The sequence below is a fragment of the Pseudomonadota bacterium genome (assembly GCA_026388315.1).
GTDB lineage: Bacteria > Desulfobacterota > Syntrophorhabdia > Syntrophorhabdales > Syntrophorhabdaceae > MWEV01.
Genome location: JAPLKA010000121.1, coordinates 1 through 13,629, shown reverse-complemented (window position 1 = coordinate 13,629; position 13,629 = coordinate 1). Strand labels below are relative to the sequence as shown.

The 13,629-nt window shown below is 42.0% G+C and carries 30 protein-coding genes; all 30 read right to left on the bottom strand.

The features are described from left to right. Positions 1-6: 6 nt before the first annotated feature. Positions 7-384: a 50S ribosomal protein L17 gene (gene rplQ / locus NTX75_17730; GenBank protein MCX5818059.1), complete on the bottom strand. Its 378-nt coding sequence runs from the start codon at positions 382-384 to the stop codon at positions 7-9. A gap of 9 nt (positions 385-393) precedes the next feature. Further along, positions 394-1,416, bottom strand: coding sequence for a DNA-directed RNA polymerase subunit alpha (locus NTX75_17725; protein MCX5818058.1), 1,023 nt, complete (start codon positions 1,414-1,416; stop codon positions 394-396). A 27-nt stretch (positions 1,417-1,443) separates the two neighbouring features. Then, positions 1,444-2,064: a 30S ribosomal protein S4 gene (gene rpsD / locus NTX75_17720; protein MCX5818057.1), complete on the bottom strand. Its 621-nt coding sequence runs from the start codon at positions 2,062-2,064 to the stop codon at positions 1,444-1,446. An 11-nt stretch (positions 2,065-2,075) separates the two neighbouring features. Next, positions 2,076-2,465 carry a 30S ribosomal protein S11 gene (rpsK, locus tag NTX75_17715; protein ID MCX5818056.1) on the bottom strand — a complete coding sequence of 130 codons (390 nt, stop codon included), beginning with the start codon at positions 2,463-2,465 and terminating at the stop codon, positions 2,076-2,078. A gap of 9 nt (positions 2,466-2,474) precedes the next feature. Beyond that, a complete protein-coding gene (gene rpsM, locus NTX75_17710) occupies positions 2,475-2,843 on the bottom strand; it encodes a 30S ribosomal protein S13 (GenBank protein ID MCX5818055.1) in 369 nt (122 codons plus the stop codon). A gap of 11 nt (positions 2,844-2,854) precedes the next feature. Continuing rightward, positions 2,855-2,968, bottom strand: coding sequence for a 50S ribosomal protein L36 (gene rpmJ / locus NTX75_17705; protein MCX5818054.1), 114 nt, complete (start codon positions 2,966-2,968; stop codon positions 2,855-2,857). A 9-nt stretch (positions 2,969-2,977) separates the two neighbouring features. After that, complete coding sequence (gene infA / locus NTX75_17700; GenBank protein ID MCX5818053.1) at positions 2,978-3,196, bottom strand: translation initiation factor IF-1; 219 nt, start codon at positions 3,194-3,196, stop codon at positions 2,978-2,980. A gap of 8 nt (positions 3,197-3,204) precedes the next feature. Beyond that, a complete protein-coding gene (map, locus tag NTX75_17695; GenBank protein ID MCX5818052.1) occupies positions 3,205-3,954 on the bottom strand; it encodes a type I methionyl aminopeptidase in 750 nt (249 codons plus the stop codon). A 31-nt stretch (positions 3,955-3,985) separates the two neighbouring features. After that, positions 3,986-5,293, bottom strand: coding sequence for a preprotein translocase subunit SecY (secY, locus tag NTX75_17690; protein MCX5818051.1), 1,308 nt, complete (start codon positions 5,291-5,293; stop codon positions 3,986-3,988). After that, positions 5,293-5,736: a 50S ribosomal protein L15 gene (rplO, locus tag NTX75_17685; protein ID MCX5818050.1), complete on the bottom strand. Its 444-nt coding sequence runs from the start codon at positions 5,734-5,736 to the stop codon at positions 5,293-5,295. Before rplO ends, secY begins: the two co-directional genes overlap by 1 nt. Further along, positions 5,737-5,922 (bottom strand): 50S ribosomal protein L30, encoded by a 186-nt coding sequence (gene rpmD / locus NTX75_17680; GenBank protein ID MCX5818049.1) that lies wholly within the window; start codon positions 5,920-5,922, stop codon positions 5,737-5,739. It lies immediately after the preceding gene. A 4-nt stretch (positions 5,923-5,926) separates the two neighbouring features. Beyond that, positions 5,927-6,430 carry a 30S ribosomal protein S5 gene (gene rpsE, locus NTX75_17675; GenBank protein ID MCX5818048.1) on the bottom strand — a complete coding sequence of 168 codons (504 nt, stop codon included), beginning with the start codon at positions 6,428-6,430 and terminating at the stop codon, positions 5,927-5,929. 17 nt (positions 6,431-6,447) lie between these two features. Next, complete coding sequence (gene rplR, locus NTX75_17670; protein MCX5818047.1) at positions 6,448-6,813, bottom strand: 50S ribosomal protein L18; 366 nt, start codon at positions 6,811-6,813, stop codon at positions 6,448-6,450. A gap of 17 nt (positions 6,814-6,830) precedes the next feature. Continuing rightward, on the bottom strand, positions 6,831-7,370 hold the full coding sequence (gene rplF, locus NTX75_17665) for a 50S ribosomal protein L6 (GenBank protein ID MCX5818046.1): 540 nt from the start codon (positions 7,368-7,370) through the stop codon (positions 6,831-6,833). 8 nt (positions 7,371-7,378) lie between these two features. Then, entirely contained in the window at positions 7,379-7,780 is a 402-nt protein-coding gene (gene rpsH / locus NTX75_17660; GenBank protein MCX5818045.1) for a 30S ribosomal protein S8, read from the bottom strand. Positions 7,781-7,790: 10 nt separating this feature from the next. Next, positions 7,791-7,976, bottom strand: coding sequence for a type Z 30S ribosomal protein S14 (locus NTX75_17655; GenBank protein MCX5818044.1), 186 nt, complete (start codon positions 7,974-7,976; stop codon positions 7,791-7,793). 11 nt (positions 7,977-7,987) lie between these two features. Then, positions 7,988-8,515 carry a 50S ribosomal protein L5 gene (gene rplE, locus NTX75_17650; GenBank protein MCX5818043.1) on the bottom strand — a complete coding sequence of 176 codons (528 nt, stop codon included), beginning with the start codon at positions 8,513-8,515 and terminating at the stop codon, positions 7,988-7,990. Between the two features lie 29 nt (positions 8,516-8,544). Then, a complete protein-coding gene (gene rplX, locus NTX75_17645; GenBank protein MCX5818042.1) occupies positions 8,545-8,868 on the bottom strand; it encodes a 50S ribosomal protein L24 in 324 nt (107 codons plus the stop codon). 7 nt (positions 8,869-8,875) lie between these two features. Beyond that, the gene (gene rplN / locus NTX75_17640) at positions 8,876-9,244 is read right to left on the bottom strand and encodes a 50S ribosomal protein L14 (GenBank protein MCX5818041.1); all 369 of its coding nucleotides are present in this window, start codon (positions 9,242-9,244) and stop codon (positions 8,876-8,878) included. Positions 9,245-9,248: 4 nt separating this feature from the next. Further along, on the bottom strand, positions 9,249-9,536 hold the full coding sequence (gene rpsQ / locus NTX75_17635; GenBank protein ID MCX5818040.1) for a 30S ribosomal protein S17: 288 nt from the start codon (positions 9,534-9,536) through the stop codon (positions 9,249-9,251). A gap of 9 nt (positions 9,537-9,545) precedes the next feature. Next, positions 9,546-9,740: a 50S ribosomal protein L29 gene (gene rpmC, locus NTX75_17630; GenBank protein MCX5818039.1), complete on the bottom strand. Its 195-nt coding sequence runs from the start codon at positions 9,738-9,740 to the stop codon at positions 9,546-9,548. Then, positions 9,737-10,153 (bottom strand): 50S ribosomal protein L16, encoded by a 417-nt coding sequence (gene rplP / locus NTX75_17625; GenBank protein MCX5818038.1) that lies wholly within the window; start codon positions 10,151-10,153, stop codon positions 9,737-9,739. The genes rpmC and rplP overlap by 4 nt, the downstream gene beginning before the upstream one ends. Beyond that, on the bottom strand, positions 10,153-10,797 hold the full coding sequence (rpsC, locus tag NTX75_17620; GenBank protein MCX5818037.1) for a 30S ribosomal protein S3: 645 nt from the start codon (positions 10,795-10,797) through the stop codon (positions 10,153-10,155). Before rpsC ends, rplP begins: the two co-directional genes overlap by 1 nt. A gap of 13 nt (positions 10,798-10,810) precedes the next feature. Continuing rightward, positions 10,811-11,143 carry a 50S ribosomal protein L22 gene (gene rplV / locus NTX75_17615; GenBank protein MCX5818036.1) on the bottom strand — a complete coding sequence of 111 codons (333 nt, stop codon included), beginning with the start codon at positions 11,141-11,143 and terminating at the stop codon, positions 10,811-10,813. 4 nt (positions 11,144-11,147) lie between these two features. Then, positions 11,148-11,438: a 30S ribosomal protein S19 gene (gene rpsS, locus NTX75_17610; protein ID MCX5818035.1), complete on the bottom strand. Its 291-nt coding sequence runs from the start codon at positions 11,436-11,438 to the stop codon at positions 11,148-11,150. A gap of 9 nt (positions 11,439-11,447) precedes the next feature. Then, positions 11,448-12,275 carry a 50S ribosomal protein L2 gene (gene rplB / locus NTX75_17605; protein MCX5818034.1) on the bottom strand — a complete coding sequence of 276 codons (828 nt, stop codon included), beginning with the start codon at positions 12,273-12,275 and terminating at the stop codon, positions 11,448-11,450. Beyond that, positions 12,275-12,562: a 50S ribosomal protein L23 gene (locus NTX75_17600; protein ID MCX5818033.1), complete on the bottom strand. Its 288-nt coding sequence runs from the start codon at positions 12,560-12,562 to the stop codon at positions 12,275-12,277. Before NTX75_17600 ends, rplB begins: the two co-directional genes overlap by 1 nt. Continuing rightward, on the bottom strand, positions 12,559-13,212 hold the full coding sequence (gene rplD / locus NTX75_17595) for a 50S ribosomal protein L4 (GenBank protein ID MCX5818032.1): 654 nt from the start codon (positions 13,210-13,212) through the stop codon (positions 12,559-12,561). The genes NTX75_17600 and rplD overlap by 4 nt, the downstream gene beginning before the upstream one ends. Beyond that, a complete protein-coding gene (gene rpsJ / locus NTX75_17590) occupies positions 13,193-13,498 on the bottom strand; it encodes a 30S ribosomal protein S10 (protein MCX5818031.1) in 306 nt (101 codons plus the stop codon). Before rpsJ ends, rplD begins: the two co-directional genes overlap by 20 nt. An 11-nt stretch (positions 13,499-13,509) precedes the next feature. Beyond that, on the bottom strand, positions 13,510-13,629 hold a 120-nt coding region (locus tag NTX75_17585; protein MCX5818030.1), incomplete at its 5' end, for an elongation factor Tu.

Below are 13,629 nucleotides of genomic sequence, written 5' to 3'. Positions count from 1 at the left end.
GAAATGTTACTTTTTCTCTTCTTTTTCTTTTTTCTGTGTGAGTTCGATTAATGCCATCGGGGCAGCATCACCTTTTCTTCGCCCAATCTTCAGGACTCTTGTGTAACCGCCATTGATTGATACATATCTATCGCCAATATCGGCGAAAAGCTTCCTTACTACAGCCTTGTCACGCAGGAATGCAAAGGCAAGCCTCAGTGAATGCAAGTCCTTCTTTTTTGCCAGAGTAATAAGCCTGTCAGCCACTCTTTTCAACGCCATCGCCTTTACATTCGTTGTCTTGATGCTTTCGTGATAAAAGAGTGCATTTGCCAGATTCATTAACAAAGCCTTTCTATGGCTTTTCGTTTTGTTCAATTTACTCAATGTTTTCTGATGCCTCATGATAAACCTCTATATATGATCTTTTCTTTTTAATGCCATTTTATCCAAATCATCCCTTGAGGGGAAACTATCGGGCCTGATTCCAAGCTTCAATCCCATACACGATAGTATGTCCTTGATCTCATTCAATGATTTTCTGCCAAAATTCTTGGTCGTTAAAATTTCCTGTTCCGTCTTTTGAACAAGCTCTCCAATATATTTTATATCGGCGTTTTTCAGACAATTGGCGCTCCTCACGGAAAGCTCCAACTCATCAACGCTTCTATAGAGATTTTCGTTAAAATCATGCTTGTCAATGAACTTCTCTTCTACAATTTCGCTTTCTTCAATATCCTCAAAGTTTATGAAGATACGCATTTGCTCTTTAATAATCTTTGCAGCAAACGAGAGGGCATCTAATGGGTCAACACTGCCGTTTGTCCATATCTCCATTGTAAGCTTATCATAATCAGTTCTGGATTCTACCCTTGCAGGGGTAACGTTATAAGTGACTTTTTTTATAGGTGAGAAAGTTGCATCTATAGGTATTGTGCCAATCGGCTCTGTTTCATCATAATTCGACTCCGCAGGCACATAACCCCTTCCAACTTTTGCCTTCATCGTCATATATAGTCTTGCCTCGTCGCTCAATGTGGCGATGTGGTGCTCAGGATTTATAATATCAATATTGCTGTCGCTAATAATATCTCCTGCCTTTATTTCCTTCTTTCCGGAGGCGTCTATCTTTAACGTTTTCTGTTTATCATCCAATCTCAGAATGACCTTCTTTAAATTCAATATTATTTCTATTACATCTTCTTTAACGCCTCTAATGGTTGAAAACTCATGGTCCACACCGTCAATCCACACAGATGTTATGGCGCCGCCCATAATTGATGAAAGCAGGATTCTCCTCAAGGAATTCCCTATAGTAACCCCATAACCGCGTTCAAAGGGCTCAGAAGAAAACTTCACATAGGCACTTTCTTTCTTCTCTATTTCAATTTTTGCCGGTTTCATGAGCTCCTGCCAGTTTTTTTCAAACATATGCATGCACCCTCCTTTGGGGGTAAGAAAAAACTATCTTGAATAGTACTCTACTACAAGCTGTTCTTTTATAGGCATTGTAATATCATCTCTTGCAGGAAGAAGTTTCACTACACCCTTTATATTATCTTTGTCAATCTCCAGCCAGGACGGTATTCCTCTCCTCACCACAGATTCGAGGGCATTTTGTACACTCTTAAGATCTTTTTCTTTTACAGAAATTTCATCGCCTTCCCTGACAAGGTATGAAGGTATATTCACCTTTTTTCCATTAACCATTACGTGCTTATGTGATACAAGCTGTCTTGCTTCTTTTCTTGAGGTAGCAAACCCCAATCTATAAACCATATTGTCCAAACGCCTCTCCAGAAGCACGATGAGGTTTGTACCTATTATGCCTTTTTTGGTTGCAGCTATAGTAAAAAACCGTCTAAATTGTTTTTCACCAAGACCATAGATCTTTCTCATTTTTTGCTTTTCTCTTAAACGGATACCATATTCAAGCGTCTTCCCCTTTGTATCAACATGTACGCCGGGTGGATAATTTCTCTTCTCTATAGCACATTTTTCGGTATAACATCTTTCCCCTTTAAGGAAAAGCTTTGTTAACTCCCTTCTACATAGCCTACATGACGGTCCAACATATCTTGACAACGTTTTCCTCCTTACACTCTTCTTCTTTTCGGTGCTCTGCAACCATTGTGCGGTATTGGTGTTATATCGCGAATGAGGTGTATTTTCAAACCTACGCTTTGCAGCGCCCTGAGAGCTGCTTCCCTCCCGGCACCCGGTCCTTTAATATAAACATCTACGGTCTTCATGCCGTTTTCCATAGCCTTTTTTGCAGCGTTCTCTGCTGCAAGCTGTGCTGCAAAAGGAGTGCTTTTTCTTGAACCTTTAAAACCAACAACCCCCCCGCTTGACCACGCCACCACATTCCCTTGGGGATCTGTGATTGAAATGATTGTATTATTAAAGCTCGATTGTATGAAAGCAGAACCAACCGGGATACTTTTCTTAATCTTTTTCTTGCCGCTTTTTTTGGGTTTTGCCATTTATCCACCTCACTTCTTTTTTTTCATTGATGTCTTCCTTGGTCCCTTCCTGGTTCTTGCATTGGTTTTGGTTCTCTGCCCTCGTACCGGCAAACTCCTTCTGTGCCTCAAACCCCTGTAGCAACCAATGTCCATAAGACGCTTTATGCTTATGCTTACTTCCTTTCTTAAATCACCCTCGACCTTACATGTCCTTTCCAGAATGTCCCTTATTTTTGCTATCTCTTCATCTGAAAGGGCATTGGTTCTCGTGTTAGGGTCGATACCGGCCTCAGCAATAATCTTATTCGACAGCGGTCTTCCTATGCCATATATATAAGTCAGGGCAATTTCTATTCTCTTATCCCGCGGGATATCAACACCAGCAATTCGTGCCAAGCTTTACCTCCTTACCCTTGTCTCTGTTTATGTTTAGGGTTTTCACATATTACCCTTATCACGCCTTTTCTTTTAACAATCTTGCATTTGTCACACCGCTTTTTAACGGAAGGCTTAACCTTCATGAAAACCTCCTATTTAACCCTATAAATAATTCTACCACGGCTTAAATCATAAGGTGAGAGCTCTACGACGACCTTATCCCCTCTCAGTATCTTTATATAATGCATCCGCATTTTTCCAGAAACGTGGGCAAGCACTTTATGGCCATTCGGAAGCTCCACTCTAAACATAGCATTAGGTAGTGGCTCTATCACAGTACCTTCAATCTCTATACCTTCCCCTTTTGGCATTAATCCTTCTATAGTTTACTTAATATTTCTGGACCGTTATCAGTTATCGCCACGGTATGCTCGAAATGGGCCGACAAAGAACCATCCTTAGTTACCGCTGTCCAGCCGTTTTGCTTTATCATCACTTCGCTTCGCCCCATGTTCACCATAGGCTCTATCGCCAATACCATGCCTTTTTTCAGTCTGATGCCTGTACCCTTTTCGCCATAATTGGGAACCTGTGGTTCTTCATGCAGGTTTCTGCCAATTCCATGCCCAACAAACTCCCTTACAACAGAAAAACCAGCATCTTCAACGTGGGATTGAATCGCGTGGGAAATATCGTGCAATCTGTTCCCTTCCCTTGCCTCTGCTATACCCTTATAAAGAGAGGATTCTGTAACTGAAAGCAACCTTTCTGCCTTTTTCGAAATCTCACCAACTTTATACGTCAATGCCGCATCTCCATAAAAACCATCATAAAAAACACCAAAATCAAGACTTACTACGTCTCCTTCAGTCAAAACACGTTCTCCCGGCATTCCATGTACTACTTCATCATTCACAGAAACGCACAAACAGTATGGAAAACCGTTATAACCCTTAAAGGCAGGTTTTATATTCCCGGTCCTGTTAACCCTGTCTGCACTTGCCTCTTCAAGTTCTTTTGTCCTTACTCCCTCTTTAACAAACTTTTTTAAATAAAAAAGCACATCAATTGCACACCTGCTTGCTTTTCTGATCTTTTCTATTTCCTCTTTGTTCTTTAATATAACCATTCTGCAATATTTTGGACGCCCCGCGCCATTTCTATCGTCTTCCCCTTATCCGGGAAGATTTCTTAACAAGGCCATCATAGTGCCGGAGTATCAGGTGCGACTCTATCTGCTGAATCGTATCAAGGGCCACACCAACCACTATAAGCAAGGCGGTACCGCCAAAATAGAAGGGTGCATTAAATTTACTCACCAATAAAGTAGGCAGAACGCAGACAAACGATATATACATGGCGCCAACAAAAGTCACCCTTGAAAGAATTTTTTCTATATACTCCGATGTCTTTTTCCCCGGTCTTATACCCGGAATATAACCGCCATATTTTTTCATATTATCTGCAACACTGTCGGGATTAAAAACTATTGCCGTATAAAAGAAACAGAAGAAAACGATAAAACCGACATACAAAAGCTCGTGCAAAAAGGTACCCGGCGTGAGAAGCTCTGCAAATTTCTTCATATACGGATGGTCTATGAAACTGGCAATCGTTGCAGGAAACATAAGGATCGATGAAGCAAAGATCGGCGGGATAACGCCGGCGGTGTTAAGCTTTAAGGGCAAATGTGTTGCCTGTCCTCCGTATACCTTTCTGCCAACAACTCGCTTGGCGTACTGAACCGGTATCCTCCTCTGCGATGTCTCCATAAATATAATAAAGGCAACCACCACAAGCATCATTGCAACCAGTAAAATGACAACAAACCAGTTCATTTCACCGGAATTCACCAGACCCATTGTACTTGCAATTGCATTGGGCATCCTCGCTACAATACCTGCAAATATGATAAGCGATATACCGTTACCGATACCCTTTTCTGTAATCTGTTCACCAAGCCACATTATGAATGCTGTCCCACCAGTCAATGTAATCATTGTCATGAGTCTAAAACTCCAACCCGCATTGTAAACAACGAGCTCTCCGGCTGCTCCCTTCATCTGTTCTAAGCCGATACTTATTCCAAAACCCTGTATAAGGCTTATAAGCACTGTCCCGTACCGGGTGTACTGGGTGATTTTCTTCCTGCCGGACTCTCCCTCTTTCGACAATCGCTCAAGCGTAGGAACCACCACGGTTAAAAGCTGTAAAATAATGGATGCACTGATGTAAGGCATTATGCCAAGTGCAAAAACAGAAAGGCGTTCCAAACCGCCGCCGGCGAACATATCAAAGAAGCCAAGCAAAGTTCCCTTCGCTCTTTCGAATATCCCTGCTAATACAGCGCCGTCAATGCCAGGAGTTGGTATATGAACACCGACCCTATACACTGCAAGCAAGGCAAGGGTAACGAGAATTCTGCGCTTAAGTTCAGGGATTTTTCCAATATTCTGGAAACCTCCCATTAAATCAATACCTCCACATCTCCGCCTTGAGCTTTAATCTTCTCTATAGCCTGTTTAGATGCCTTATGGACAACCAATTTAATGGCAAAGCCTATTTCACCGCCGGACAAAAGCTTCACACCAGATTTCACGTCTTTAACAAGTCCAGTTTCCAGGAAGTCTTGTATCTCTACCTTTTCCTTTCCTTTAAATATTTCAAGATCAGCAATTTTTATCAAGGCATATTCTTTTCTGAAGGGATTTCTGAATCCTCTCTTCGGTATCCTTCTCGTAAGAGGCATCTGGCCGCCTTCAAACGATTTGCCTTTCGTGCCGCCGCTTGTTGCACGTTGCCCCTTATTTCCATAAGTTGCCGTTGTTCCATGTCCGGAGCCTGTTCCTCTCCCGACTCTTTTTCTCTTTTTCCTTGAGCCTTCGCTTGGTTTTAAATCAGAAAGTTTCATTTATTGAACGTCCTCCAAAACTTTTACAAGATGGATCACTTTTTTGACCATGCCCCTCATTTCCGGTGTGTTTTTTACAATTCTTTCCTCATAGAGCCTTTTAAAACCAAGGCTCTTTACAGTTGCCCTCATGTCTTGAGTGCAACTGATAGTGCTATGTACCCACTTTATCTTAAGATGAGACACCTTATTAACCCTCCTCGCCCTTACTCTTACCTCTTTGCTTTAAAAACATATCACGTGTTTTTAACTGCGAAAGGCCCATTATTGTTGCTTTTACAACATTATGATAATTTCTTGAACCGTAGCATTTGGTCAATATGTTTGTTATACCGGCTACCTCAACGACAGCACGAACTGCCCTGCCTGCGATAACGCCTGTGCCTTCCCGTGCAGGCTTCATGAATACCTCGCTTGCGCCATATTTGCCCTTAATTTCATGCGGGATGGTCCCATGTATAACACTGACATTAACTAAATCTTTTTTTGCCCGCTCAATAGCCTTTCGTATTGCATCCGGTACCTCTTTAGACTTGCCAAGACCGTACCCTACACGACCGTTTCCATCGCCAACCACGACGATGGCGCTAAAGCTGAATCTTCTTCCGCCTTTCACGACCTTCGCGACACGATTTATGTAAACCAACCTGTCCTGTAGCTCAATCCCATCAAGTTCTATGCGTTTTTTCTCAATCAACAGGGAGCCTCCTCTTAAAATATTAAACCGGCTTCTCTTGCGCTGTCTGCAAGAGCTTTGATCCTACCATGGTATTTAAAACCATTCCTGTCAAATACCACATGGGTGATACCAATGCTGATTGCCTTTTTTCCTATATATTCCCCGACTTTTTTGGCACCTTCAATATTGCCACCGCTTTTAATCTGTCCTTTAATCTCCTTGTTCAATGTAGATGCACCTGTAATCACTTTATCATTCGCATCATCGACAAGTTGCACATACATGCCTTTCAGGCTTTTATATACACAGAGCCTTGGCTTATCCATTGTGCCAAAGATATTCTTTCTTATTCTTTTTTTCCTTTTTATCCTTGACTCTACCTTATCTTTTCTGTCCATTACCTACCCCTTAATCCTTACTTCTTCCCGGTTTTCCCTGCCTTCTTCCTCAAGGTTTCGGTGGCATATTTTACACCCTTATTCTTGTAAACATCAGGCTTTCTCAGCATCCTTATTTTTGCTGCTGTTTGCCCGACAAGTTCTTTATCAAATCCCCTTATCGTTACCTGAGTCTGCTTCTCAACCTGTGCGGTTATCCCTTTGGGCAAGGGGAATTTGATCGGGTGAGAATAGCCAAGGTAGAAAACAATGCTATCACCCTGCATTTCTGCCCTGTATCCAATACCGACAATCTCGAGCTTTTTCTCGAACCCTTTACTGACACCCTCGACCATATTGTTAATGAGCGTCCTCATCAGTCCGTGGTATCCCTTCGTCTTCAGGTCATCGTTCATCCTCTTGACTGAAACAGAATTTCCTGCAACGTCCAGTTCCAAGCCCGTTATAAGACCTCGCTTCAATGTCCCGTTTGGTCCTGAAACAATAATTTCCCCATCTTGAAGATCAAACCTTGCACCTTCAGGCAGTATAATTGGTTTTCTGCCTATCCTTGACATCCTGCACCTCACCAGATCAAGAGGAGGGGTTCCCCTCCAACATTATTTTTTTTTGCATTTTTATCAGTCATAAGCCCGTGGGAAGTTGAAAGTACTACCATGCCTATTCGTTTGGTCAGCTTTGGCAATTCACCCACTTTAGCATACACCTTTCTTCCCGGTTTGCTTATACGCTTTAAACCCGTTATTACGCTTACGTTTGCATCGTCATAGCTTATATAAACCTTTAAATGTTTTTTCCTCTGCTCATCTACAAAAATCTTATAATTCCTGATGTACCCTTCTTCTTTAAGAATTTTAGATATACCAAGTTTCACATTGGAATATGGCACGTCAACAGATTCATGGCGAACCATTAATGCATTTCTAATCCTTGTTAGCATATCGGAAATAGGATCTACTGTTGGCATAAAAGCCCCCTTACCAGCTTGATTTAGTCACTCCAGGGATCTCGCCTTTTAAGGCATAATTCCTGAAACATATCCTGCACAGTTCGAACTTCCTCAAAAAGGCCCTTGGCCTCCCGCAAACTGAACATCGATTCCTTACTCTGACCTTAAATTTAGGAACACCTTTACATTTTTCAATCATAGCTTTTCTTGCCATTTATTCCTCCATCAGCCCCTGAATGGCATCCCCATCAGTCTTAATAATTCCAAACCTTCTTCGTCAGTTTTTGCAGTTGTTTTTATTGTAATATTCATGCCCCGTGCCTTATCGATTTTGTCATAATCTATTTCAGGAAAGATTATCTGTTCTTTCAAGCCGAGGGTATAATTTCCTCTCCCGTCAAACGATTTGGATGACACGCCCTTAAAGTCTCTTACCCTGGGGAGGACAATATGGACAAGCTTATGAAAGAACTCGTACATTCTTTCTCTCCGGAGCGTTACCATACAACCTATGGGCATACCCGCCCTCAATTTAAAAGAAGCTATTGATTTTTTTGCCTTTGTAATCACAGGTTTTTGACCTGTTATTGTTGTAAGGTCACCCGATGCGATGTCGAGAACTTTGATGTTTTGAATCGCTTCTCCTACACCCATATTCGCCACAATCTTTTCAATTTTTGGGATTTGCATTACATTTTTATATTTAAATTTATGCATCATAGCAGGTATCACTTCTTTTTCGTAAAATTCCATATATGTCGTTCTCAATGAATGCCTCCCGTTTACTTATCAACTGCCTCATTGCATTTTTTACAAAACCTTATTTTCTTGCCATCTTCGAGCAGTTTGTTTCCGACTCGCACAGGCTTCGAACACTTTTCACAATAAATCATCACATTCGAAACATGTATTAAGCCTTCTTTTTCCATAATACCGCCCTTTGTCTTCTGGCTTGGTTTTACGTGTCTTTTTACCATATTTACCTTTTCGACAACGAGACGGTCCTTCTTTTTGTTTATCCTTAAAACCTTGCCGGTTTTGCCCTTGTCTTTACCGGTTGTAACCATAACAAGGTCATCTTTTCTAACATGGTGTTCTTTATTCATATTAACCTCACACTACCTCAGGCGCTAATGAAACAATCTTCATGAATTTCTTTGCCCTCAATTCTCTTGCCACAGGTCCAAAGATTCTTGTCCCGACAGGCTCATTATGCTGATTTATTATGACGGCTGAATTATCATCAAACTTTACATATGAGCCGTCAACCCTTCTTATTTCCTTTTTAGTCCTGACTATAACAGCCTTAACGACCTCGCCTTTTTTTACCTTGGAATTTGGAATCACTTCTTTTACAGAGGCGACAATAATATCTCCCACTGTTCCATACCGTTTTCTTGATCCACCAAGAACTCTGATACACCCAAGCTTCTTCGCACCGGAATTATCTGCTACCTCGAGCTTAGTTCTTACCTGTATCATTCTCTTACACCTCTTCCTGGATTAGCGTATGCACTTCCTTTTTAATAATTTCCTTCACCAGCCATCTTTTCTCTTTGCTCAAGGGTCTCGCTTCAATGATTACAACCTTGTCACCGACTGTACATCTGTTTGTCTCGTCGTGTGCCTTATATCTCTTTTTTGTCTGAACGTATTTATGGTATATGGAATGTTTAAAAGACCTTTCAACTTCCACAACAACTGTCTTCTCCATTTTATCTTTTACAACAATACCGATTATTCTTTTTCTGTTTGTTTTCTCTTTTGATTCCATGCTCAACCTCTATTTATTCAGTTCCTTTTCTTTTAATATCGTCTCTATCCGTGCAACGTCGCGCCTTACAAGCTTCATTCTCGCAGTATTCTCAAGTTGCCCTGTGGAATGTTGAAACCTCAGGTTAAACACTTCCTCTTTAACATCTTTTTTCTTTTTCAAAAGCTCTTCGGCTGTCAGATCTTTCAACTCTTTCGCTTTCATAAATCCTCGCTTCTTACAATAAATCTTGTTTCAATAGGAAGCTTAAAAGATGCGATTCTCAATGCTTCTCTTGCTTTGTCCTCGGGAACACCCTTTATCTCATAGAGCACTTTACCGGGCCTGACAACCGCTACCCACCCTTCTGTGGCTCCTTTACCCTTTCCCATCCTTACTTCGGCAGGTTTTTTCGTTATGGGCTTATCGGGAAAGACCCTTATCCATACTTTTCCGGTTCTCTTTACATATCTTGTAAGTGCAATCCTTGCTGCCTCTATCTGCCGTGCAGTAAGCCTTCCGCACTCAAGGGCCTGTAAACCAAAATCCCCGAAACTTACTGTATTGCCCCTGCTCGAAGTGCCCGTCATCCTGCCCTTCTGCTGCTTTCTATATTTAACCCTCTTTGGTGAAAGCATTACACCGCCTCCTGAAATACTTCGCCTTTAAAAATCCACACCTTTACGCCTATGACGCCATATTTTGTCATAGATATGGCAAATCCATAATCTATATCAGCCCTTAAGGTCTGGAGAGGGACTCTTCCCTCACGGTACCATTCTGTCCTGGCAATCTCAGCCCCTGCTAATCTGCCGGCACACATTGCCTTTATGCCTTTTGCACCAAACTTCATAGCCTGAGACACATTCCTTTTCATGGCCCTTCTGAAGGAAACCCTTCTTTCAAGTTGTAAGGCCACATTTTCTGCAACGAGCTGTGCATCAACTTCCGGTCTCTTTACTTCAGTGATATTCAGGACAACTTCCTTGTCCGTCATCTTCTGGAGTTCCTTTTTGAGGTTTTCCACCTCTGCGCCTTTTCTTCCTATTACAAGGCCTGGCCTTGCAGAATATATGTTGATCTTCACTCTCTTATCTTTGTTGGCTGCCCTTTCTATTTCTATCCTCGAAACGCCTGCCTGTTTGAGCTTTGTTTTCAGGAATTTCTTTATAATGATATCTTCGTAAAGAAATTTTGCATAATTCTTTGAAGCAAACCATTTTGAATCCCATGTTTTTATTACCCCAAGGCGAAAACCGTAAGGATGTGTCTTTTGACCCATTTAACCTCCAATATTAAAGTTCATCCAAAATCATTGTAATATGGCTTGATCTTTTTCTGACCTTCGTTGCCCTTCCCATTGCCCTTGGGAGGAATCTTTTCAACACTGGCCCCCCGTCAACAATCACATTTTTTACGAAAAGGTTATCCACATCAACATATTTCTTCTGCTTTGCATTTGCAATGGCACTGTCGAGAAGTTTTTTTAAAATAAATGCAGCCTTCTGCGGCATGTACATGAGCATACCCATGGCATCATTAATATTTTTCTTTTTTATAACATCTCCTACAATTCTCACTTTTCTCGGAGATATCCTTATCATCCTTGTCCTTGCAACAATTTCCATATGCTTAATCCTTCCTCTTTACCACTTTTGCCTTTCTATCCCCTGAGTGGCCGTGAAAAGTCCTCGTCGGAGAAAACTCGCCAAGCTTATGCCCCACCATTTCCTCTGTCACAAAAACAGGTATAAACTTCTTACCATTATGAACAGCAAGGGTTATCCCTACAAAATCAGGGCTAATGGTAGAACTTCTATCCCATGTTTTTATCACCTTTGAGCTTTTCGTCTTTTTTGTTTCCTCGACTTTACTCAACAATTTTTTAACAATGTACGGCCCTTTTCTTAAAGATCTCGCCACGTAGACCTCCTACCCTCTTAGCTTAATGATAAATTTATCTGTTCTTTTATTTTTCCTTGTCTTCAAGCCTTTTGCAAGCTGCCCCCATGGTGAACAAGGGTGCCTTCCACCTTTCGATCTCCCTTCACCACCACCGAGGGGGTGGTCTACAGGGTTCATTGCGGTTCCTCTCACGGTGGGCCTGGTGCCAAGCCACCTTGATTTTCCGGCCTTGCCGATTGTCACATTCTCGTGATCGATATTTCCAACCTGTCCTATTGTCGCCATGCACGACAGATTCACCAACCTGACACCCCCGGAGGGAAGCCTCACATGACCATACTCACCTTCTTTTGCTACAAGTTGAGCATAACTCCCGGCGCTCCTTGCCAACTGTCCGCCTTTACCGGGCTTCATCTCAACATTATGCACAAATGCCCCTGCAGGAACAAACTTTAAGGGGAGCGTATTACCTTCCTTAATCTCAGTATCTGCCTTCATGCTTGCAACAACATGGTCTCCTACTTTTAAACCGAGAGGCGCGAGAATGTACCTTTTTTCGCCGTCTGCATAATGTATGAGGGCAATATGTGAGGATCTGTTCGGATCATATTCGATTCCAAAAACCTTACCGGGAACCTCTAACTTGTCCCGCTTAAAATCGATTACTCTATATTTCCTGCGGTGACCGCCCCCTATATGCCTCGTTGTTATCCTGCCGACATTGTTTCTTCCACCTGTTTTCTTAACAGGTCCTGTTAAAGATTTTTCCGGCTTACCCTTCGTAATTTCTTCAAAGGTGTTGGCGCTCATAAACCTTCTGCCTGAAGAAGTCGGTTTATATTCTCTTATACCCATTATGCACCCTCAAAAATCGTTATTTTATCTTTAGGACTGACTTTAATAATTGCCTTTTTCCAGTCAGGCCTCTTTCCAGAGAATTTCCCGAGCTTTCTTATTTTGCCATCCATTATAGAGATCCTTACGGAAAGAACCTTCACCTTAAAAAGCTTTTCAATGGCTTTTTTGATTTCTATCTTGTTCGCATCTCTGTGTACTTCAAAAATGTACTGATTGGCGTTATCCTTTAAAAGTGAGCTCTTCTCTGTGATTATCGGTCTTAAAACAATATCGTATTCGTTCATGTTGCCAATACCTCTTCAATCTTTCGGAGCGCATCCAACGTCAATACCAGCTGCTCATGCCTTATAATATCGTATACATTTAAACCATCTGTCCGTAATACCTTTACATAGGGAATATTCCGTGCTGATTTCTCTATAACTTCATCCTTCTGGTTAATAATAAAAAGGGGCTTTGTAAGGTTCAGCGTTTTTAAAATCCCGTTGAACGTCTTTGTACTTATTCCCTCTATTTCCAATTTATCAAGTATTTTCATGTTGAATCCGGTATATCTCACAGTAAGGGCAGATCTCAGGGCGCTCCTTCTTGCCTTTTTGGGGATTGTATAACTGTAATCCCTCGGGTGAGGCCCGAATACGACACCGCCGCCAACCTGCAAGGGTGATCTCATACTTCCCTGCCTTGCCCTTCCAGTTCCTTTTTGTTTGAATGGCTTGGCTCCGCTTGCGTTCACATCTTTCCTGGTCTTTGTGGAGGCTGTGCCGCTTCTGCGCTTTGCAAGCTGCATTCTAACCACATCGTGTATCAGGTGAGGCTTTACATCAACACCAAAGACCTCATCTTTTATCTCTACTTCACCGATCTTCTCGCCTTTTATATCAAGTAATTCTGCTATTGCCATGTTATACACCTCAAGACTTAATCTCCACATCAACGCCTGCTGCAAGCTCTAATTTCATAAGGGCATCAACAGTTTGTTGTGTCGGATCAACAATATCGATCAGTCTTTTATGCGTTCTGATTTCAAACTGTTCACGTGATTTCTTATCTATATGCGGAGACCTCAAGACACAAAATTTTTGTATCATTGTAGGTAGAGGAACAGGCCCCACTACTTGTGCACCTGTCTTCTTTGCAGCATCCACTATCTCTTTAACCGATTGATCAAGTAAACCATGATCAAAGGCTTTCAGACATATCCTGATTCGTTGCCTCATCTTCTTCCCCTCTACTCTATTATCTCAGTCACAACGCCAGCACCTACGGTCTTGCCCCCTTCCCTGATGGCGAAGCGGAGTTCCTTCTCCAGGGCGATGGGGGTGACGAGTTCCACGTTGAGGGTTACATT